We start from the raw sequence: 20,483 nt of genomic DNA on the forward strand, positions 1-20,483 counted from the left end.
TCATTTTCTATATATTATTAATTTAATTATTAAATGCTCACAATTTATTGATTTTATTTAATATTAAACTATTCAAATAAATAGTGCAATTTTCCTCTTATTTTCTAATTTCTTAACGAATATAATTCGATTAATCAGTCCAGTCATAATAAAAACACTCCAATTATTCTTTGGAGTGTTTCTTTTGCTCTATACTTTCATCACCTATCCTATTACAACGCACCTTTTATTCTTTGATCTGTTACAATCAACAGCACGTTTCCTTGCTCTATTTCTTTTATATATTTTTCCGCTTCTTCTTTTTTTACATTAAGTATTTCTAATTTTCTTAGAAATTCATCTTCTTTATATGTGTAACCACCAATATCTTGTCTATTATAATTCACATTTTCTAATTCGGTTTGGCTGACAATCTTTTCTGTGTGTTCTTCGCTTGATGACAATACATAAATATCTTTTTGGCTAATGCCAGTATCTTTCAGCGTATTAAGATCCGCTTCTAAGTCTTTTTCATTTGTATATACTTTTACAACAGGGTTCATAAATACAACCTCCATTCAATTACTTATTATGTGTTTTTAAATCATTATAGCGTTCTTTAGATATATAGAAATTACTGTTGTCTATGATGAAATCAAAGACTTCTTCTTTCGTAATTCCATTTGGTAATTCGTACGTAACTTCTATTCTTTCATCTTCAATAGCATCTACTAATTTGATTTGTTCAGGCTGAACGGCTATTGCCCTTTTATTATATTTCAGTTTAATGTCCGTTTTCCGTTCTTCAATCAACTGTAATTGATCGATTTTAAATGCTGCGTTAACGAGTTCTTTTATTCTTTGTTCTCTTTTACGTACGCTTCTTCTTTTTTTGAAATCTTTAATATATTTCATTCTAAGAATAAGGTATAAAATCAAAATAATAATTAATGATACGATAAATAAAAGTGTACCCATCTCTCATCCCACCTTTTATGTTATAAACTCTTCAAACGTGTATAATAATCTTGTTATTATATGTTTTAATTCCCTTTATTATTTTTATTAAACTCCATGCTCTTTTACTTTTCTATTTGAACATTCAAACTATTATATGTACAATGAAATTAATAACTAAATAAGTAACCACTGGAAGTGCCTTATTAGAGGCTGAGACTAAAGTAGTGACTTTGGGATTCCCTGAACCTGATCCAGTTCATACTGGCGTAGGAAAGTGGCGTATCTAAAGAAGCTAATTTTTGCGCTATTTTTCTATCTAGAGAAATAGCGCTTTTTTATTTGGAGTGATTCAATTGTTTATTGCCGTTTCACCGTACAAGTATTTGGAACATATTGATTTAGATCATTACATTAGCATTTCTAAGGAGATTGATTTGTTATTGCTCAGAGTGCCTATGAGTCGTGATTCACTATGCCATTCTATTGAGTATTTAATGGACCATGGATTTCCTAAAAATAAATTAATGATTCATTCAGATACTTCTCTGCTTGAATTATATGACTTAAGCTTTATTCATTTTCGAGAAAATGATGCGCAAGCTTTTCTATATAAACAAAATCATGCTCATATTTCAGTGAGCATGTCGACACATTCATCTGAGAGCATTCAACAAGCGCAATTGCATCATTTAGATTTTGTGTTCTTTGGCCACATCTTTGAATCAACTTCTAAAGAAGGCTATGTTCCTAGGACAGCTGAAGAAATCAAACGTGCTACTTCTATTGATATACCTATTTTTGCAATTGGTGGTATTGATCAACATTCTCTTCAATTTCTTCCTAAAGGTTTTCAAGGCATTTGTGCAATTTCGTTTTTCAGAGATTCTAGTATCAAAGAAATTGATTCTTTAAGAAAGGTGTGGAATGCATATGTATGATGTAGTAATTATCGGTTCTGGTGTGATTGGTATGTCTATTGCACGAACGCTAAGTGATAAGGATTCTTTATCTATTGCCGTGATTGACCGTGATGTCCCTGGTTTACATGCTTCATATAAAGCTGGTGGCATGTTAGGTGCTCAAAATGAATTTGTACAAGATACAGCTCTTTACCAACTTGCATTACGTTCAAGAGATTATTTCAAATCTTTGAGCCAAGATTTATACAAAGAAACAAATATTAATATCGATTATCAAGAACATGGCTTAATTAAAATGGCTGCATCAGAAGATGATATTGAATGTTTAAAAGCACAATATCACTTTTTGAATCAGCGAGATCGTTCTGTGACAACGCTTAGTGAAAATAGTTTAAAAGACCTTTGTAACGACTCAATTGAGTTCAATCATCATGCCATTTACATTCCTAATGATGGTCAAATTAATGCTTCTAAATATACGAAAGCATTGTTGAAATCTATTAACAATAAAGGCATTGACCGCTTATATCATACCGAGGTCAAATCTTTAAAGCGTTTGAAAGACTGTTATAAAGTTCAAACTTCTCACAGCATTTTGCTTGCGAAAAAAGTTGTTGTAGCTGGAGGTGCATGGAGTAATGACTTACTAGAAAACTATCAAATCGAACCTAAAGTAACGGGGGTTAAAGGTGAAGTGTTGTTATTAGAGCATAAACATCTTAACTTAAAACAAACTTTGTTTATGACGAATGGCTGCTATATCGTACCTAAACGAGGCAATAGATTTTTAGTAGGTGCGACGAGTTATGTAGATGATTACTCTGTTGGCACTTCAACTGAAGGAGAACAATGGTTATTTAACAAAGCAGCCGCATATATTCCACTGTTAAACAGTAGCAACATTATTCATAAATGGTCAGGTATTAGACCATACACTGATCATGAGTGGCCAATCATGGATGAAATAGATAATGGACTGTTTCTCGTTACTGGCCATTATAGAAATGGCATTTTACTTTCACCGATCATTGGAAAGCTCATGTCAGAATGGATCGTCAATGATCAACCACCATCATTAATTAAAGATTTTAAAGCTAAAAGGAGTGTTCATTTATGAAATGTATCATTAATGGAGATGAATTTAATTTCGATGAGGCATTAACTTTGTCGGACTTACTACAGTCACTGGAATTAGATCAAGAAAGAATCATCGTGGAGTGGAACGACACACTTGTTAAAAATGATCAGTTTAATGAAATTGTCGTTAGAGAATCAGATCGATTAGAATTATTAGAATTTGTTGGAGGCGGATAAAATGTTAAAAATAGGACCATATGAATTAAACTCAAGATTATTATTAGGCACTGGTAAATTTGAAGATGAACAAACGCAATCGGAAGCCATTGAAGCTTCTGGGACAGAAGTCCTTACATTTGCTGTTAGACGAATGAATTTATACGATAAATCACTTCCTAACCCGTTGGCTAACGTAGATTTAGAGAAATTTATTACTTTCCCTAATACTGCTGGTGCTCATACGGCAGAGGAAGCTGTGCGCATCGCAGAAATTGCGGATCATGCTGGCTTATGTAACCTTATTAAAGTAGAAGTTATTGGAGATGACAAAACGTTATTGCCTGATCCAATTGAAACATACAAAGCTTGTGAAATACTATTAGAAAAAGGTTATATCGTTTGTCCATATATTTCATGTGATGTCGTCTTAGCTAAACGATTAGAAGCATTAGGTGTGCACGCGATTATGCCACTCGCTTCTCCAATCGGTACAGGTAGAGGTATCAATAACCCACTGAATTTAAGATATATAGTTGAACAATCTAACGTGCCTGTCATTGTAGATGCGGGTATTGGTTCTCCAAAAGACGCTTGCTTTGCTATGGAACTCGGTGCAGATGCAATTTTATTAAACACAGCTATTTCCGGTGCTAAAGATCCAGTAATGATGGCTAAAGCTATGAAATTAGGTATAGAAGCTGGTCAATTAAGTTACAGTGCTGGTAGAATCCCTGTTAAATATACCGCTCAAGCATCTAGCCCTACAGAAGGTTTAGGATTCTTATAATGAATCGTTATGAAAGACAAATGAAGTATCAACAATTTGGAGAACAAAGCCAAATACAACTACAACAAACGAATATTTTAATTATGGGTGCTGGTGCGCTCGGAAGTCATGTCGCTGAATTGTTAGCCAGAATGGGTGCGCACAAATTATCCATTATCGACATGGACATTGTAGAGTTATCTAACCTACATCGACAAGCACTTTACGATGAGCATGATGCCAAAGAAATGTTACCTAAAGTATTCGCATTGAAAGAAAAAATAAAGCACATTAATCACAATGTTGAATTAAATGCGATCCATCAAGAAATCACACCTCATAATATAGAAGACATCATTAGCAACGTACAACCTGATATTGTGATAGATGGCATGGACCAGTTTGATATACGCTTTTTAATCAATGAAGCTTGTCATAAACTACACATTCCATGGATTTATGGCGCTGCAGTCGGAAGTAAAGGAACCGTTTATGGCATTGATTTTACTGGACCATGTTTAAAATGCATACTCAATACAGTTCCACAAACTGGTGAAAGCTGTGCGATTAATGGTGTATTACCACCCGTTGTTCAACAAGTCGCAAGTTTTGAAGTATCTGAGTTATTGCGCTTCGTTTCCGGAAAAGGTTTTTCTAAGAAACTTGTGACACTTGATACTTTTGAAATATCTACTCGTGCAACAAATATTGATATATTAAAAAACGATCAATGTACCGTTTGTGAACAAAATATTTATCACGCTTTGAACGCGTCGCCTAGTCCATCTATCGAATCACTTTGTGGAGATACATTTTTGTTCAGATTTAAAGAACATGCATTTGAGTTCGCGCACTATTTCCCAGGTCATATTGCTAAAGAAAATAGCTATGTTAAATTCATAAATTATGATGATATTAACATGACTTTGTTTAAAGATGGTCGTATGAACGTTAGAGGACTTGAAACAAAAGAACACGCTGAAGATATGTATCAACAATTAATTAAATGTATAAAATAATTTTCAACATCATTCTAGGGTGATATGCTTTTTTAATTAGGGCTAGTATCTTTTGAGTCTTCGTGCGTTTTATCCATATTTTACCAAAATCGCACGATATCTTCTGAGTCTTCGTGCACTAAGTATAAAGTTAATCTGGAAATGATAATTTAATAATGTACACTTTTGATTGTTTAAGTATGCAGTTAATCCAAGACATTGTCCAAGTCGTGAGTTAAGTCTGAAGTTAATCCAAGACTGTACTGAACCCAAAAAGTTGAACTTTTTGGGTTCAGTACAGACATTGCCCATATCGTGAGTTTATTCCGTAGTTAATCCAAGACATCGCCCATTTCGTGAGTTAAGTACTGAGTTAATCCAAGACATTACACGAATACGTCTTATTTTATCGTTATAAAAGATTACTTTGATTTTGCAAAGTGCTGACGCCCGGGGGAATAGTATGCGAGAGAGACTACAGGCTCGAACCATACCCCCAGGCAAGCATGCACTTTCAAAATCGTAAGATTTTAAAATAAAAAAAATCTCTTCACTAGACTTAACTAATGAAGGGATCTTTTATTTTGAGTATGGTTATTTATGTCTTTGGCTTTTTTTGATGATCTATAATCTCTTTTAATACGACTGCCTGGTTATGTTTTTCATCTTTAGCGCCGTACAATAAGACAATTTGTTTATCATTGTTTTTGTATATTTCTTTTAATTTTTCTAAAGCTTCTTGCTGTTCACCTGATTTAAGTTCTTGTTTATATTTTTCTTTAAAAGAAGAAAATTTATCTTCATCGTGATTAAACCATTTTCTCAAAGAACTAGAAGGTGCGATTTCTTTTAGCCAATAATCGAGATTTGCTTTATCTTTGGATATACCTCTCGGCCATACACCATCGACTAATACTCTAATGACATCTTGCTCGTCACTTTCATAAATTCTTTCTATTTTACAACTCATGATTCATCCACTCCTTTTTATAATGATAACCGTTATTACGAGCTTTTAAACCATTAAAGAAAACGCTTAATGTGTTATACTATATCTCAAATGATAGGTGTAATTCAAAATAATAAATCTCGAATATGATGATTGGAGTGAATTTTTTATGACTCAATACGACAACCAGAATTTAAAAGAAAAATACTTAAATTTATTAGCTGAAAAGTTTGATGAAGAAGAAAAAGTAGCGACTGAAATTATTAATTTACAATCTATATTAGATTTACCTAAAGGAACTGAACATTTTGTGAGTGATTTACATGGTGAATATCATGCTTTTCAACATGTATTAAGAAATGGATCAGGTAATGTACGGGCAAAAATAAATGATATATTCAAAGAGACACATTCTGAAGAACAAATTAGTGAACTTGCGGCATTAGTTTATTATCCTGAAGAAAAACTAAAGCTTATAAAAAATCAATTTGAAACAAAAACAGATTTAAACGAATGGTATATTGAAACAATTAAACAAATGATTCATCTCATTTCGTACGCATCAAGTAAATATACACGTTCTAAGTTACGTAAAGCATTACCGAAACAATTTGTATACATAATCGAAGAACTTTTATATAAAAGCAATGTCTATAACAACAAGACTACTTATTATGAAACCATCGTTCAAAAAGTTATCTCTCTTGGCCAATCAGATAAATTAATTGTCGGCTTAGCTTATACAATTCAACAACTTGTAGTGGATCATTTGCATGTTGTAGGAGACATTTATGATCGTGGCCCTGAACCTGACAAAATTATGGAAACATTGATTAACTATCATTCTGTTGATATTCAATGGGGAAATCATGATGTGCTTTGGATTGGTGCATATGCAGGCTCTAAAGTATGCTTAGCAAATATATTAAGAATATGCGCTCGTTATGATAATTTAGATATTATTGAAGATGCATACGGTATAAACTTGCGCCCATTAGTCAATTTAGCAGAAAAATATTATGGAGATAATCCAGCATTTTATCCGAAAGAACATACAGAAAAAAAGCTATCAGCAGATGAAAAGCTACAAATCACAAAAATTCATCAAGCCATTGCCATCATTCAATTTAAGTTAGAAAGTCCAATCATTAAACGTCGACCATCTTTCGATATGGAAGAAAGATTAGTTCTTGAAAAAGTAGATTATGACAAGCAAGAAATCACTGTGTACGGTCATACTTATCCACTTGAAAATACTTGTTTCGAAACTATCGATCGAGAAAATCCAGCACATTTAATCGAAGAAGAAGAAGAAGTGATCAATAAACTTTTACTCTCTGTTCAAGAATCAGAAAAGCTTAAACGTCACATGAACTTCTTAATGAAAAAAGGTAATTTATATTTGAAATACAACGGCAATTTACTTATTCATGGATGTATTCCAGTAGATGAACATGGCAACATGGAAGATATGGAAATTGACGGTAAGATGTACAGTGGTAGAGTATTACTTGATCAATTCGAACATCATATTAGAGAATCATTTAGCCATAAAAATGAAACAGATGATTTATCTACAGATTTAATCTGGTATTTATGGACGGGTAAATATTCTTCCCTATTTGGTAAACGTGCCATGACAACATTTGAAAGATATTTTATTAAAGATAAATCTTCTCATAAAGAAGTAAAAAATCCATATTACTATTTAAGAGAAGATAGTGAAATGTGTCGTAAGATGTTGGAAGAATTCGACTTAGACCCAGAACAAGGCCGTATTATAAACGGACATACACCTGTTAAAGAAATAGATGGTGAAAATCCAATCAAAGCAAACGGTAAAATGATTGTCATAGATGGTGGATTTTCCAAAGCATATCAGTCTACAACAGGTATTGCAGGCTACACACTACTATACAACTCATTCGGCATGCAACTCGTTGCCCATAAACACTTTGGCACTAAAGAGAATGTACTTTTAAACGGTGCAGACGAACTATCTGTACGACGTGTTGTTGATGAAGAACTCGAAAGAAAAAAAGTACGCGATACTAACATCGGAGCTAAATTACAAGAAGAAATTAACATGTTACAAGAACTGATGTCTTATCGTTATATAAATTAAAAAAGTTCGAGCCATACCCCTAGGCAAGCATGCACTTTCAAAATCGTAAGATTTTAAAACAGATCACGCTATTTACTAAAAAACACCCAATCCGTTTAATTTATTTTCGGATTGGGTGTTTTATTTTAACCATTTTGTAACAAATACATTTTATGATAAATACCTTTTTCTTTTATCAGTTCATCGTGCGTGCCGCGCTCTACTATTTCACCTTTGTTCAATACAAGTATTTGATTAGCATCTTGTATTGTCGATAGCCTGTGAGCAATTGCTAATGTTGTTCTGCCTTTACGCATTTTTTCTAATGACATTTGAATTTGTGCTTCTGTTTCGGAATCTATATTAGCAGTTGCCTCATCGAGAATTAATATTTTCGGATCACTCGCTATTGTTCTCGCAAATGCTAACAATTGTCTTTCTCCACTGGAAAAGGCACTTCCTTTTTCAATTACTTGATGGTCATATTTCCCTGGTAATTTATTGATAAATTGATCAGCGTTCACAAATTCAGCCGCTTCTCGTACTTTTTCAAAAGTCATCGTAGGATGATACAACGTTATATTCGACGTAATTGTTCCATAAAAGATAAATGCATCTTGTAACACAAGCCCGATATTATGTTTCAAATCATTTTTAGGTATCTCTTTAATAGATTGATTATCAATTAAAATATCACCTTGATGAAATTCATAAAACCTCATAAACAAATTAATAATTGAGCTTTTACCAGAACCGGTATGTCCAACGAGTGCTACTGTTTCTCCAGGATTTGCAGTAAATGAAATGTCTTTTAATACATCATTTTTGCCATCATAACTAAATGTAACGTTTTTAAATTCAACTTTACCTTCACTGATGTGATAATCTTTTCTCTCTAGTTGTTCCGGTTCCACCATATCATTATCAATCAGTTTAAACACTCGACTAGCTGAAACAAGCGCTTGTTGGAGCACATTTAAATTTTGACTGACTTGGTTAATCGGTTCAAAGAAACGTTCCATATATTGTACAAAAGCAAATACAACACCAGCTGTTACGCCCCCTGAGAAGCTCAATATACCGAAATAACTAAGAATCATAATAACTGCAAAGACTGAAATCATACTAATTGCAGGTCTTAACAATAGTCCATCAATTCGGACTGTCTTCATATTAAATTCATAGTGCTCGTCATTGATGTCGTTAAATTCACGTTGTAATCTTTTCTCTTGGTTAAACACTTGAATAATTCTCATACCTTCAATCGACTCAGCAAGTTTAGCATTCAAATCAGATAAAAGTTGTCTTGCTTGTGAGAAGTATATAGCAGAGTATTTTCGATAAAGTGCGAGCACTAATATTATAACTGGCACAAATATAAGCGCCATCAACGCTAGTTTAAAGTCTAATATAAACATCATGGCATAACTTGAAATGACCATAAATATTGCCATTAAAAAGGATGCAAATACGCCGATGAACATTTCTACAATCGCTTCAGTATCATTCGTTAATCTAGATACAATACTGCCACCAGGTTCCTTATCAAAATAGCGCATACCTAATTGACCAATTTTATCAAATGCATCAATTCTTAATTGTTGGATGACTTTAAACGCTAAATATTGAAAAAGATAAACATTCCAATAAGTCGTAATAGCGCCTATAACTTGTATCGTAAAGAATACAATAATTAATAAAGTCATATCACTTTCTGGAAATACTTGCGGTGTTAAATAATCATCGATAAATACTTTTACTAAATAAGGTGTTGCAATGCTCGCTACTGTTGAAATCGACAACATTAAAAAAGCTAGCGCAATAATACCTTTGAAGGGGAATGTATATTTAATCAATCTTTTAAGTACTACAAATTGATCTTTAGCAGTTAAATTATGATTTTGTGCCATCGTTGTCATCCCCCTTCGCTAGTTCATCTAGACTACTTGCAATTTCTTCGTGTAAAGCTTGTGCTTGATACGTTTCATAATACCAACCTTTATGACGCATTAATTCATGATGTGTACCTCGCTCAATAATTGTGCCTTCATCCATAACAATAATGATATCCGCATGACTTACCGCACTCATTCTATGTGCCGTTATAATATTTGTTTTACCTTGTCTGACGTTCTGCATATTTTCTAAAATATGTTCTTCAGTTTCAGCATCTACTGCAGATAACGAGTCATCTAATATCAGTACTGGTGGATTCATAATCAATGCACGCGCGATAGATATCCTTTGTTTTTGACCGCCGGATAATGATACGCCTCTTTCTCCAACTACTGTATCGTATCCTTCAGGGAAACTTAAAATATCTTCATGAATATAGCTTGTTTTGCTCGCGTTATAAACGATTTCATTCTCTAGTGATGGATCACTAAACGCAATATTATTACGTATCGATGTTGAGAATAAGAAATGATCTTGCGGCACATATCCAAATTGTGCTCTTAAACTACTAATATCGAAATAGCGTAATGGATGATCACCATATTTAATTTCGCTAGCTTGTTCAGTATCAAACTCACGTAATAACAAGCGGATAATTGCACTTTTTCCTGAGCCCGTTCTACCGACAATACCGACCGTATCACCTTTAGAAATTGTAAATTGAATATCATGTAAAGCAATACTGTCATCATTTGGAAAATGAAATTCTTTAATATCAAACTGAATATCACCTTCAGGAATTTTGTCCGTCTCGACTTCTGTATTAACACCGTTTTTAACATTTGTAATCTCATTTATTCTTTCATAAGATGCATGTCCTCTTTGAACAATATTAAAAAATAGCCCCAATGCTAACAGTGGCCAGACCATCATTCCTAAATACGTTGTAAATGTAACAAGTTGGCCTATCGTAATGTCATCATTAATCACCATTTTTGCACCATAGAAAATGGCTAAAAAGTAACTGACACCAATAACTGACATAATGGTTGGATCAAATAATGCATCAATTTTAGAAACTTTTAAATTTTTGTTTACAACATCATCACTTAAACGTTTAAAATCTGCTTGGTCATCTTTTTCATATCCGAAAGTTTTTGTAACTTTTATACCAGCAATACTTTCTTGTGTCTTATCATTCAATTGACTAAATGCAGCTTGTGCTTTTTTAAATCCACGATTGAGCAACTTACCGTAGTAACTCGTTAATACGATCATGATAGGTAGAGGTATCATGACAATTAGCGTTAAACGCCAGTCAACTGTAATTGCCATCGTGATTAATACAGCCCCACCGGACATCAACGAATCTGCAATCGTTAACACACCGCCACCCGCAGTATTCTGAACGGCTCTTATGTCATTTGTAGCATGTGCCATCAAGTCCCCTGTACGACGCTCTTGGAAAAACGAAGGACTCATCGAAGTATACTTATGGTAAAGTCGAGATCTTAATATCTTACCCAATCTCATACTCGCCCCAAATATCATAATGCGCCAAAAATAGCGAAATACATATGTAAGAACTGCAGCAAGAAAAAGTACTATGACATAAATCAAAAGTGTTTTCTTCGTTAAAGTATTAAAACTTATACCATCAATAACCTTACCAATAATTTGCGGTGGCAATAAATCAATTAAAGCTACTAATAATAATATTAATAGACCAATAATATAATTCTTTTTTTCTTCTTTAATAAACCATCCTAATTTTAAAAATACTTTCAAAACAAACCACCCTCCCCTTATATCTTTACTTTAAAATTTTATCACAAAAAATTAATTAAACACTTGAAATAATTGAATTTTGTCACTTTTCTAACAAATTCATACTAATGGCCTATATGTTGAACAGATTTTACCAAAATCGCACAATATCTTTGAGTCTTCGTGCGGTTTATCCAGATTTTACCAAAATCGCACGATATCTTTTGAGTCTTCGTGCGTTTTATCCAGAGCACTCATTGAACACCGTAACCTTAATTTCATTTGGATTTGTCCTCACGATTTTGTGAAGTGCTGACGCCCGGAGGAATGGTATGACCCTTGCAACTACAGGATTGAACCATACCCCTAGGCAAGCATGCACAAGCAAAATTGTGAAATTTAAAATAAAAAAATCTCTTCACTAGGCTATAACCTAATGAAGAGAAATTTTATTTTATACTAATTTCTTCTAATTCCAACTGTATATTTAATTGTTCAAGCATTGTTTCAAAATCTTCTATTCTATAGTTGTCGTTCGTTGTAACTAAAGATTTTATAATACCATTACCTTTAGACGTCTTCTGCCTCACTTTTTCAATAATAGTATGTGCTGGATTTATAAACATAATGTGTGGGTATAATTCTTTGAAATAACTGTACAGCCAAGGTAAATGTGTCGATGATAAAGTAAATACATCGATATCTTCGTGTTCCTCTATAATATGATCAATAAACTTTTTAACAGTAATTAAAGTATGATACTTATCTGAAATAAACGTACTCGTTTCAACCAGTTCAACTAATGACGATGCATTAAATTTATAAGCATCACCTTCAGATAATTCTCTTTGAATATAAGTGTCTAATTCTTCACTTTCAATTAACGATTGAGCACCTAAAATACCAATTTGTTTAGAAGTCGATTTCTCAACTGCTTCTTTTATAGGCGGATAAACACCAATCACTTCAGTTTTAAAGTCACTTTTCACATCATCTAACACAGTTATCGTTGGCGCGTTTGATGCGATAATAATCACACTTGGCTCCCATTGTTCTAAAAATTGTATAGTTGCTTTGATAACCTCTTTTAATTCACTTTTAGTTTTTTGACCATATGGAAATTGATTACGATCGGCTAAATAAATTAAATCTTGTCCCGGAAATTCCTTTTTTAACAATTCAACAATCGAGTAACTACCTATTCCCGCATCAAAAACAGCAATTGGTTTAATTAATTCATTTTGTAAATGCGTCATCTTTATCCCCTTATTTAGATTTCTAACAATTCTTTTGGCGTTGGTACTACCTTTTCTTCAACAACATCATAAAATCCACCTTTTTGATAACCAGTACAATGAACTTTAGTTTTTGTTGCGATTTCAAATTCAAGTTCCCATTTCAATTTACTCACTTTCACTAACCAGCATCTACCAATTGGTTTATCATGAATATTTAATGGTACTTTATAGTCAGCTTCCGTTCTCATCAATATAGGCGATATATTATTTTTCATCATTTCAGAGTAAGTTATATGTTTATTAATAAATGCAGTTCTTAAATCTTCGAACCACTTTACATAAACTATGTTACTCACTATTCCCATAGCATCTATATCGTAAATGTTGATTTCAATTTCTTTTTCAGCGACTAATTTTCTTTCTTGCATTTCAAGGACTCCTTCAGTCATTTTTTCCTATGTACTTTTCATTATCACTTAAAGTACTTCGCTAAATCAACCCTAAGACTTAAGACACATTTTTAAATATAAAATTATTCTTTCCTTTAAGCATTCTATCACGAGGCAAAGAAGAAGATATTTTGAACATTTTAACTACTGCTTTTGATTCATTTGACGGAGGAGTGATTCTCATCCGGTAACAATAGTGTTTAATGAAGAATAAATTCAATAGGCTATTTATTTATATTATAAAAAAGTGGTTAAGCCATATGACTTAACCACTTAACTGCTATTCAACTGAATATATTAGTTATTTTCATTGTGATTTCTTTTACGACGACCAAGTAGGAATAATGATCCTAATCCAGCAAGTAATCCACCGAATAAAGTAGTGTTAGTTAAAGGCTGTTCACCAGTATCCGGTAAACTTTGTTTGTTTTCACCTTTACCATCGCTATCATCATTTATAGTAGCTGCTTTAGCAGTACCATTGCCGTCATTACTGTCTGAACCAGATCCAGGACCCATACTTACTTTTGAGTCGCTGTCAGAATCTGAATCGCTATCCACGTCTGAGTCGCTATCTACGTCTGGAATCACTGTCCGAATCTGAGTCGCTATCAGAGTCTGAATCACTGTCTACGTCTGAATCACTATCAGAATCTGAGTCGCTATCTACATCTGAATCGCTATCTACATCAGAGTCACTATCTGAGTCTGAGTCGCTATCTACGTCAGAGTCACTATCTACGTCTGAATCACTGTCTACATCTGAATCACTGTCTACATCTGAATCACTGTCTACATCTGAATCACTGTCTACATCTGAATCGCTATCTACATCTGAATCACTATCTACGTCTGAATCGCTATCTACATCTGAATCACTGTCTGAGTCTGAATCACTGTCTACATCAGAATCACTGTCTGAGTCTGAATCACTGTCTACATCAGAGTCGCTATCTACATCTGAGTCACTACCTACGTCAGGATCGCTGTCTGAATCGCTGTCTGAGTCACTATCTTCTTCAACAGTTACTTTTAGTTCCACTTCTTCTGTTGATCCATCTGGATATGTCACTTTTACTGGTATATCAATTGAATCTCCTGGTTGGCTGTTCTCCGGTGGCGTTACTGTTACCACACCTGTATCTGGATCTACTTCAACTGTCCAGTCTTCTGGAATGTTACTACCTTCTGGGATTTCAAACTTCGTATTTGGTGGTAAATCTTTATCTCCAGTTTGTTCGATACTTACAGGTTGACCTGGTTTTGTATTACCTTCTTCATATCCTGGCTCATTTTCATCTTTATAAGTTTTGTCTACTGTAACCCTGTTCGATGTACTATCAGTCGAACCATCTGGATATGTTATTTCTATCGGAATTTCTACAACCGTTCCTGGGTTTATATCAATCGATGGAGTCGATGTAATTTCTCCAGTGTTTGGATTTATTGTAACCGTCCACCCTGAAGGTATACCTCCTTCTTTAATTTTGTATGTTGAATTTGGTGGAATTACTTTATTACTACTATCTGAAGGTGGTGGTGATGTAACTGAAATACCTGGTTTAGTATGATCACCTGGGTAAATTGGATCAAATATATCAGATGACAAAGTCTCTTTCGGTGCTGTAATTGCAATACCATCTAATTTCGTTCTCATTATTCCATAAGAATATCTATTTGGCATTTGACTTGAAGTAATTAAAAAATTATATTTTTTTGATTTATCAATACCTAATTCATCTGTTGTTGCTTGCCATGTTTTACCTGCATAAGTTGCAGTCATCATACCAGTTTTTGCATTGTAACTTAGAATCACATCATTAAATTTTTGACCATGAAATTTACCATCGTTAATATTAGTTGCATTATCCGCATATATAATCTTATTAGCAGGTTTATCTGTAGTCCCTATCGCTGTTGTACCGACCTGCTTACTTGTTCCATCAGCAGTATTCGATACAAAAGTACCATAACCAATTTTAACTCCACCAACTTGATTTAAATTTTTTGTTTTATCTTTATCCATTGGGTCAGCTACGCCTTGGATATTATTGTAAGAAGTATCAATTTTAAATCCAGCTGAATTCACTAAACCTTTGTCTCTTAATATGCCGCCTTGCTTTAAGAAATCATCTCCAGTTCCTTCTGTAAAAATAAATCCCCAGCTATCTGAATTCGTTGTATTTGGTTGATTTGAATTAGCTACAGGTACTGTTATAACAAAGTCATTGTTAAAATCAATTTTGTTCTTATATTCTAAAGCACCCTTAGTCCCAGTGTCTGTGTTAGTATTTGCATTTATCGCCGTAATAGTACCTTCACCCGGAAACTCTTGTGGATACTGCTTATGGGTTACATCTCCATAATAATTAAAATTATCAGTTCCTTTATTAGTAACCATAATATTTTCAGCTTCACTAACACTTCTCAATAATGAAATATTATTTGTATTTGCAGTTCTTGTATTAGTATTTATAGAACGGAATGTAGCTTTTGGTTGGCTATCTTTTTCATTTGAACTTTCTTTCAATGCTTCGCTTAATACAAGTTTCTCGACATCATTATCTGTTAAATTAGAAATGTCTTTTGGTAATGCTTTTAAAAGTTCTGTTTTTTCTTTATCAGTTATTTCTTTTTTGTTATATATATCCTTTGCAACTGATTCTACTAAATTAACTTTTTCTTCCGTGCTCGGCTTTTCTGTTGTGTTAGCTCCTGTTGCTTTTTCTTCTGTGCTTGCTACTTCTTCTGTTGTTGGACTTTCCACACTATTTTCTTCTGTTAATGAAGATTGTTGTTCACTTAATGGTTCTTCAGTTTGATTGACCTCATTATTATTTTTAGATTCACCTTGTATTGATGTACTATTTGCTGACTCATCAGCTTTAGCTTCATCACTCAAACCAAAAAGTAACGTTGCTCCAACTAAAATTGAAGCAGTACCGACAGTAAATTTTCTAATAGAGTATTTGTTCAGTTTATTAGGAATAAAATCTAATTTTCCCCGATTTGATTTATGCTTTTTTTCACTCTACATTCCTCCTATGTATTATCATTTATATCTTGATAAGTTTTATTTTATGAGCACTTATCATAGGTTATTATACTTTGCGATTTTCTATTAAACAATATTTAAATAATAAAGATAATATATATAAATATACTTTGTATTGTACAACGTTGTAATTTACAATTAATATAAACAACTAAAAACCTTACTAATATGCATGTTTTAAAACTATTTTAATTTGTTTTATAATTATTTTTTCGATTAACATAACAATATCGACTAATCACATCAACATTATTACTATTCAAATATTTAATATGCATTAATGTATATCCAATTACTTCCACTTTTGACTATAAAAAAAAGACGAAGACATTAACATCCAAGATTAACTTAAAAGAGCACAAATTCTTTGAAAATTAGAATTTGCGCTCTTTTTACTATAATTATTAAATTTGATAGCGATTAAAGCTAAAGCAATTTATTCACTTTAGATTTAAATGGATAGTACTCAAGATTTTGCAAAGTGCTGACGCCTGAGGGAATAGTATGCGAGAGAGACTACAGGCTCGAACCGTACCCCTAGGCAAGCATGCACTTTCAAAATCGTGAGATTTTAAAACATAAAAATATCTCTTCACTAGGCGATAACCTAATGAAGAGATATTTTATTTTAATTACAGGTATTTATGTCCGCACTTTTTGATTATTTTATTTTAATTCTTCACCATTTGTATCGATTACGTTTTTATACCAGTAGAATGAGTTTTTCTTAGTTCTTTTCAGTGTTCCTTTGCCTTCGTTATCGCGGTCTACGTGAATTAAACCATATCGTTTTTTCATTTCTCCTGTTGTGAATGATACGATATCAATCACGCCCCATGGTGTATAACCCATTAGTTCTACGCCATCTTCGTCTACCGCTTCGATTGATGCATTGATATGTTCTCTTAAATAATCAATTCTTTCTTGATCGTCTATTGTTCCGTCTTCTTGAAATTCGTCTGTTGTTCCGAATCCATTTTCTACGATGAATAGTGGTAATTGATAGCGATTATACAATGCGTTTAATGTATATCTAAGACCTACTGGATCGATTGACCATCCCCATTGACTCACTTTAATATATGGATTAGCAACTGAATTTGATAATCCTCCGTTTACAATGTTATCTTCAACACTTTGTTGTGCATCGTGTTTAACCACTGTAGACATGTAGTAACTAAATCCAATATAATCTACAGTTCCATTTTTCAAGATTTCGTCATCGCCTTCTTGCCACTTAATGTCGCATCCTTTTTTCTCAAACATTTTAAGTGCATAACCTGGGTAATAACCTCTTACTTGAACGTCTGGGAAGAAATATCTTAGACGACTTGCGATTTCCGCTTCTAAAATATCTTTAGGATTACATGAATATGGATAAATCGGCACGTGTGAAATCATGTTTCCAATTGCAAAGTTAGGATTGATGGCTTTACCTTTTGTAACTGCAAGTGCACTTGCGATTAATTCATTATGTGCGACTTGATACAATACCTCTTCTGCATCTTCATCTTCTGACAATGTGACGCCTGAGTTCGTCCATAAGAATAGTGGATTACTTGTATCCATTTGGTTATTGATTTCATTAAATGTCATCCAATATTTAACTTTATCTTTATAACGATTGAATACTGTTTCTGCAAAATGTACAAAGAAATCTACAACTTTACGATTTCTGAAACCGCCATATTCACGTGCTAAATGTAAAGGCATTTCGAAGTGGGACAGTGTTAATACGGGTTCTATATTGTATTTTAATAACTCGTCAATTATGTCATCATAAAATTTCAAACCTTCTTCGTTTGGCTCTGTTTCATCTCCATTTGGAAAAATACGTGTCCAAGCGATTGAAGTACGTAAACATTTTAATCCCATTTCATTGAATAAACCGATATCTTCTTTATATCTATTATAAAAATCTATGCCTTCATGGTTTGGATAGAACTTGTCTGCTTCAATTGCTTCTGTAATTTCTCTCGCTTTTCCATGTTCACCAGCTGTCATAACATCATGGACGCTTAATCCTTTTCCACCTTGATCATATCCACCTTCGAATTGGTTAGCAGCTAATGCGCCACCCCATAAAAAGTCTTTATTTAATTTAGCCATGTTAAAATCTCCTTTATATTTTAATGATATTTAAAATTACATCACCTTTGTTAGATGTTGATGCAGTTACTGGTATAACTTCACTGAATTCTGCACTGTTCGTTACTATAATCGGCGTAATCGTGTTATATCCCTGTTCTTCTAATGATGTTTTATCGAATTTGATTAAAGGCGTTCCAGCAGATAATGTATCGCCTTCTGATACTAATACCTCAAATCCTTCACCATTAAGCTCTACAGTTTCTAAACCAATATGAATTAATATTTCAGCCCCATCTAATGTGTTAATACCAATCGCGTGTTTCGATGGTGCAATCATGGTTACTTTTCCTTCTACCGGGCTATAAATGATATTCTCATCAGGTTCTATTGCTATACCTTTACCCATTAAACCTTCTGAAAATACTGGATCTGGCACTTTTTCAAGCTGAACAATATTTCCTGATACAGGTGAAGCAATTTCTATTTCTAATTTCTCATTAGGAATGATTGCATCTGATTGATTAGGATCAGCATTTTCTACTTGTTCAGTTGTATCTTCACCATAACCAAAAATTTGAATTAAAATGATTGGTAAGATGATCGCAATCGCAGTACCGATTAATATACCCCAAATTGATGATGCATTGTCTGCATTATAGCCATTTACAATTGTTAGTGGACCTGGCAATCCTGCATAAGCATAATATTTAGGGGTGAAGAAACTAGCAACAAATGCGCCAATTGCACCACTGATACATGCAATAATGAATGGCTTTTTAAATCTTAAGTTCACACCGTATATTGCTGGTTCTGTGATACCAAAAATACCTGTAATCCCTGCAGATGATGACACTCTTTTAACTTCTTGGCTTTTAGCTTTAATAAGCACACCTACTACTGCACCAACTTGCGCGATAACGGCAATCGTTTGGTAAGCTTGGAATGAGTCACTTCCATGTTGTTCAAAGTTTGCGAGGACGACTGGTGTAATACCCCAATGTACACCAAATATGACAAACACTTGCCATACGCCACCGATAATTGCGCCTGCTAACCAAGGTGCAACTTCTACAAGTGAATTGTATCCATTTGCTATACCATGTGCTGCCAATGTTGAAATTGGACCAATCACTAATAACGTCACTGGTACCATAATAATGATAGATAAGAATGGTACAAACAGTGGTCTTACAACTTCATGAATTGTCTTGTTTAAGAACTTTTCTAAGTAAGATAAAATCCAAACGAGTAATAATGGTGGTAAAACTGAAGATGTGTATGCTGTTTCAGTTAAAGGCATACCGAATAATCTAACTGTTTCTCCATCACCAATTCTATCTAGTATTGCAGTAAAATCCGGACTCACTAATGCCGCTGAACAAGCGATAGCGATATACATATTCACATTAAAATGTTTCGCTGCTGTAATCGCAATAAAAATTGGTAAGAATGTGAACGGCGCCCAAGATATAAAATTGAACACTTCATATGTTCCCGTTTTAGCAAATGAAGGTACAATTAAATTAATTAATATGAGTAAACCTTGTAAAATACCTGCAGCTGCTAAAATATAAATGAATGGTGCAAATACTGCTGACATGGTAGCAATAATTCTGTTTAATACGCTTCCTTTATTTTCTGATTCATTTTGATTTTGGCCCTGCTTCGAACCGCCAATCAATTCATCAAACGACTTATGAACTTCTCCTACATTATTCCCGATAACAACTTGGAATTGTCCATTATTTTCAACAACTGTCACGACACCTTCAATTTTCTTTACTTTTTCTTTTGCAGTTGGGTCTGACCTTTTTAACACTAGTCTTTAGCGTGTCGCACAATGAGTACTTTTAACAATATTCTCTTCCCCGCCTATGAGCTCAAGAATTTCTTTCGCTATTCTTTCATTCTTATTCGCCATAATTCCACCTCGATTATCTCGTTTTCTATTTTGTATACACTTACATTATAATTATACCGATACAATTTGTAAAGACGGATATAAAATTATATAG

The 20,483-nt window shown here is 33.4% G+C and carries 16 protein-coding genes, 1 pseudogene and 1 riboswitch; of the genes and pseudogenes, 6 read left to right on the forward strand and 11 right to left on the reverse strand.

Features of this window, described 5'->3' with window-relative positions; translation table 11 throughout:
- Positions 1–212: 212 nt before the first annotated feature.
- Both LQ598_RS10425 and LQ598_RS10430 read right to left on the reverse strand, forming a co-directional pair.
- Positions 213–542, reverse strand: a complete 330-nt coding sequence (locus tag LQ598_RS10425; protein ID WP_016912625.1) for a YflT domain-containing protein — start codon at positions 540–542, stop codon at positions 213–215.
- Positions 543–561: 19 nt separating this feature from the next.
- The gene (locus LQ598_RS10430; RefSeq protein WP_016912624.1) at positions 562–957 is read right to left on the reverse strand and encodes a hypothetical protein; all 396 of its coding nucleotides are present in this window, start codon (positions 955–957) and stop codon (positions 562–564) included.
- Positions 958–1,120: 163 nt separating this feature from the next.
- Positions 1,121–1,229: riboswitch (TPP riboswitch) on the forward strand.
- Positions 1,230–1,283: 54 nt separating this feature from the next.
- On the opposite strand from LQ598_RS10430, the gene LQ598_RS10435 reads away from it, so the two are divergent.
- The 5 genes from LQ598_RS10435 to LQ598_RS10455 are packed head-to-tail and all read left to right on the forward strand — an operon-like array spanning position 1,284 to position 4,940.
- Positions 1,284–1,877: a thiamine phosphate synthase gene (locus LQ598_RS10435; protein ID WP_107536822.1), complete on the forward strand. Its 594-nt coding sequence runs from the start codon at positions 1,284–1,286 to the stop codon at positions 1,875–1,877.
- The gene (thiO, locus tag LQ598_RS10440; protein WP_107536821.1) at positions 1,870–2,976 is read left to right on the forward strand and encodes a glycine oxidase ThiO; all 1,107 of its coding nucleotides are present in this window, start codon (positions 1,870–1,872) and stop codon (positions 2,974–2,976) included. The genes LQ598_RS10435 and thiO overlap by 8 nt, the downstream gene beginning before the upstream one ends.
- Positions 2,973–3,173: a sulfur carrier protein ThiS gene (gene thiS / locus LQ598_RS10445; protein WP_016912621.1), complete on the forward strand. Its 201-nt coding sequence runs from the start codon at positions 2,973–2,975 to the stop codon at positions 3,171–3,173. The genes thiO and thiS overlap by 4 nt, the downstream gene beginning before the upstream one ends.
- Position 3,174: 1 nt before the next feature.
- On the forward strand, positions 3,175–3,942 hold the full coding sequence (locus LQ598_RS10450; protein ID WP_107536820.1) for a thiazole synthase: 768 nt from the start codon (positions 3,175–3,177) through the stop codon (positions 3,940–3,942).
- The gene (locus LQ598_RS10455; RefSeq protein WP_107536819.1) at positions 3,942–4,940 is read left to right on the forward strand and encodes a ThiF family adenylyltransferase; all 999 of its coding nucleotides are present in this window, start codon (positions 3,942–3,944) and stop codon (positions 4,938–4,940) included. The genes LQ598_RS10450 and LQ598_RS10455 overlap by 1 nt, the downstream gene beginning before the upstream one ends.
- 577 nt (positions 4,941–5,517) lie before the next feature.
- Here LQ598_RS10455 and LQ598_RS10460 read toward each other — a convergent pair.
- A complete protein-coding gene (locus LQ598_RS10460) occupies positions 5,518–5,889 on the reverse strand; it encodes a DUF488 domain-containing protein (protein ID WP_103323070.1) in 372 nt (123 codons plus the stop codon).
- A gap of 148 nt (positions 5,890–6,037) precedes the next feature.
- Between LQ598_RS10460 and LQ598_RS10465 the strand changes: the two genes are divergently transcribed.
- Entirely contained in the window at positions 6,038–7,993 is a 1,956-nt protein-coding gene (locus LQ598_RS10465) for a fructose-1,6-bisphosphatase (RefSeq protein WP_107536818.1), read from the forward strand.
- Between the two features lie 125 nt (positions 7,994–8,118).
- On the opposite strand, the gene LQ598_RS10470 is transcribed toward LQ598_RS10465, so the two are convergent.
- The 8 genes and pseudogenes from LQ598_RS10470 to LQ598_RS10500 form a co-directional block, all read right to left on the reverse strand.
- Entirely contained in the window at positions 8,119–9,882 is a 1,764-nt protein-coding gene (locus LQ598_RS10470; protein WP_107536817.1) for an ABC transporter ATP-binding protein, read from the reverse strand.
- The gene (locus LQ598_RS10475; protein WP_016913166.1) at positions 9,866–11,656 is read right to left on the reverse strand and encodes an ABC transporter transmembrane domain-containing protein; all 1,791 of its coding nucleotides are present in this window, start codon (positions 11,654–11,656) and stop codon (positions 9,866–9,868) included. Before LQ598_RS10475 ends, LQ598_RS10470 begins: the two co-directional genes overlap by 17 nt.
- Positions 11,657–12,084: 428 nt before the next feature.
- A complete protein-coding gene (locus tag LQ598_RS10480; protein ID WP_107536816.1) occupies positions 12,085–12,891 on the reverse strand; it encodes a glutamate racemase in 807 nt (268 codons plus the stop codon).
- 14 nt (positions 12,892–12,905) lie between these two features.
- Positions 12,906–13,301, reverse strand: coding sequence for an acyl-CoA thioesterase (locus LQ598_RS10485; RefSeq protein ID WP_016913242.1), 396 nt, complete (start codon positions 13,299–13,301; stop codon positions 12,906–12,908).
- A 318-nt stretch (positions 13,302–13,619) separates the two neighbouring features.
- A complete protein-coding gene (locus LQ598_RS13950; RefSeq protein WP_481817247.1) occupies positions 13,620–13,913 on the reverse strand; it encodes an LPXTG cell wall anchor domain-containing protein in 294 nt (97 codons plus the stop codon).
- Positions 13,894–16,311: a YPDG domain-containing protein gene (locus LQ598_RS13810; RefSeq protein WP_481817248.1), complete on the reverse strand. Its 2,418-nt coding sequence runs from the start codon at positions 16,309–16,311 to the stop codon at positions 13,894–13,896. Before LQ598_RS13810 ends, LQ598_RS13950 begins: the two co-directional genes overlap by 20 nt.
- A 732-nt stretch (positions 16,312–17,043) precedes the next feature.
- Positions 17,044–18,486 (reverse strand): 6-phospho-beta-glucosidase, encoded by a 1,443-nt coding sequence (locus tag LQ598_RS10495; protein WP_239745485.1) that lies wholly within the window; start codon positions 18,484–18,486, stop codon positions 17,044–17,046.
- Between the two features lie 13 nt (positions 18,487–18,499).
- A pseudogene (locus LQ598_RS10500) lies at positions 18,500–20,389 on the reverse strand (beta-glucoside-specific PTS transporter subunit IIABC).
- Positions 20,390–20,483 lie beyond the last annotated feature (94 nt).

The organism is Mammaliicoccus sp. F-M27, from assembly GCF_022387115.1.
Classification (GTDB): Bacteria; Bacillota; Bacilli; order Staphylococcales; family Staphylococcaceae; genus Mammaliicoccus; species Mammaliicoccus vitulinus.

Excerpts from the sequence above, each read along its gene's own strand:
- LQ598_RS10425 (WP_016912625.1), bottom strand. The coding sequence starts at position 542 with ATGAACCCTGTTGTAAAAGTATATACAAATGAAAAAGACTTAGAAGCG.
- LQ598_RS10430 (WP_016912624.1), bottom strand. The coding sequence starts at position 957 with ATGGGTACACTTTTATTTATCGTATCATTAATTATTATTTTGATTTTA.
- thiO (WP_107536821.1), top strand. The coding sequence starts at position 1,870 with ATGTATGATGTAGTAATTATCGGTTCTGGTGTGATTGGTATGTCTATT.
- thiS (WP_016912621.1), top strand. The coding sequence starts at position 2,973 with ATGAAATGTATCATTAATGGAGATGAATTTAATTTCGATGAGGCATTA.
- LQ598_RS10450 (WP_107536820.1), top strand. The coding sequence starts at position 3,175 with ATGTTAAAAATAGGACCATATGAATTAAACTCAAGATTATTATTAGGC.
- LQ598_RS10455 (WP_107536819.1), top strand. The coding sequence starts at position 3,942 with ATGAATCGTTATGAAAGACAAATGAAGTATCAACAATTTGGAGAACAA.
- LQ598_RS10460 (WP_103323070.1), bottom strand. The coding sequence starts at position 5,889 with ATGAGTTGTAAAATAGAAAGAATTTATGAAAGTGACGAGCAAGATGTC.
- LQ598_RS10465 (WP_107536818.1), top strand. The coding sequence starts at position 6,038 with ATGACTCAATACGACAACCAGAATTTAAAAGAAAAATACTTAAATTTA.
- LQ598_RS10470 (WP_107536817.1), bottom strand. The coding sequence starts at position 9,882 with ATGGCACAAAATCATAATTTAACTGCTAAAGATCAATTTGTAGTACTT.
- LQ598_RS10480 (WP_107536816.1), bottom strand. The coding sequence starts at position 12,891 with ATGACGCATTTACAAAATGAATTAATTAAACCAATTGCTGTTTTTGAT.
- LQ598_RS10485 (WP_016913242.1), bottom strand. The coding sequence starts at position 13,301 with ATGCAAGAAAGAAAATTAGTCGCTGAAAAAGAAATTGAAATCAACATT.
- LQ598_RS10495 (WP_239745485.1), bottom strand. The coding sequence starts at position 18,486 with ATGGCTAAATTAAATAAAGACTTTTTATGGGGTGGCGCATTAGCTGCT.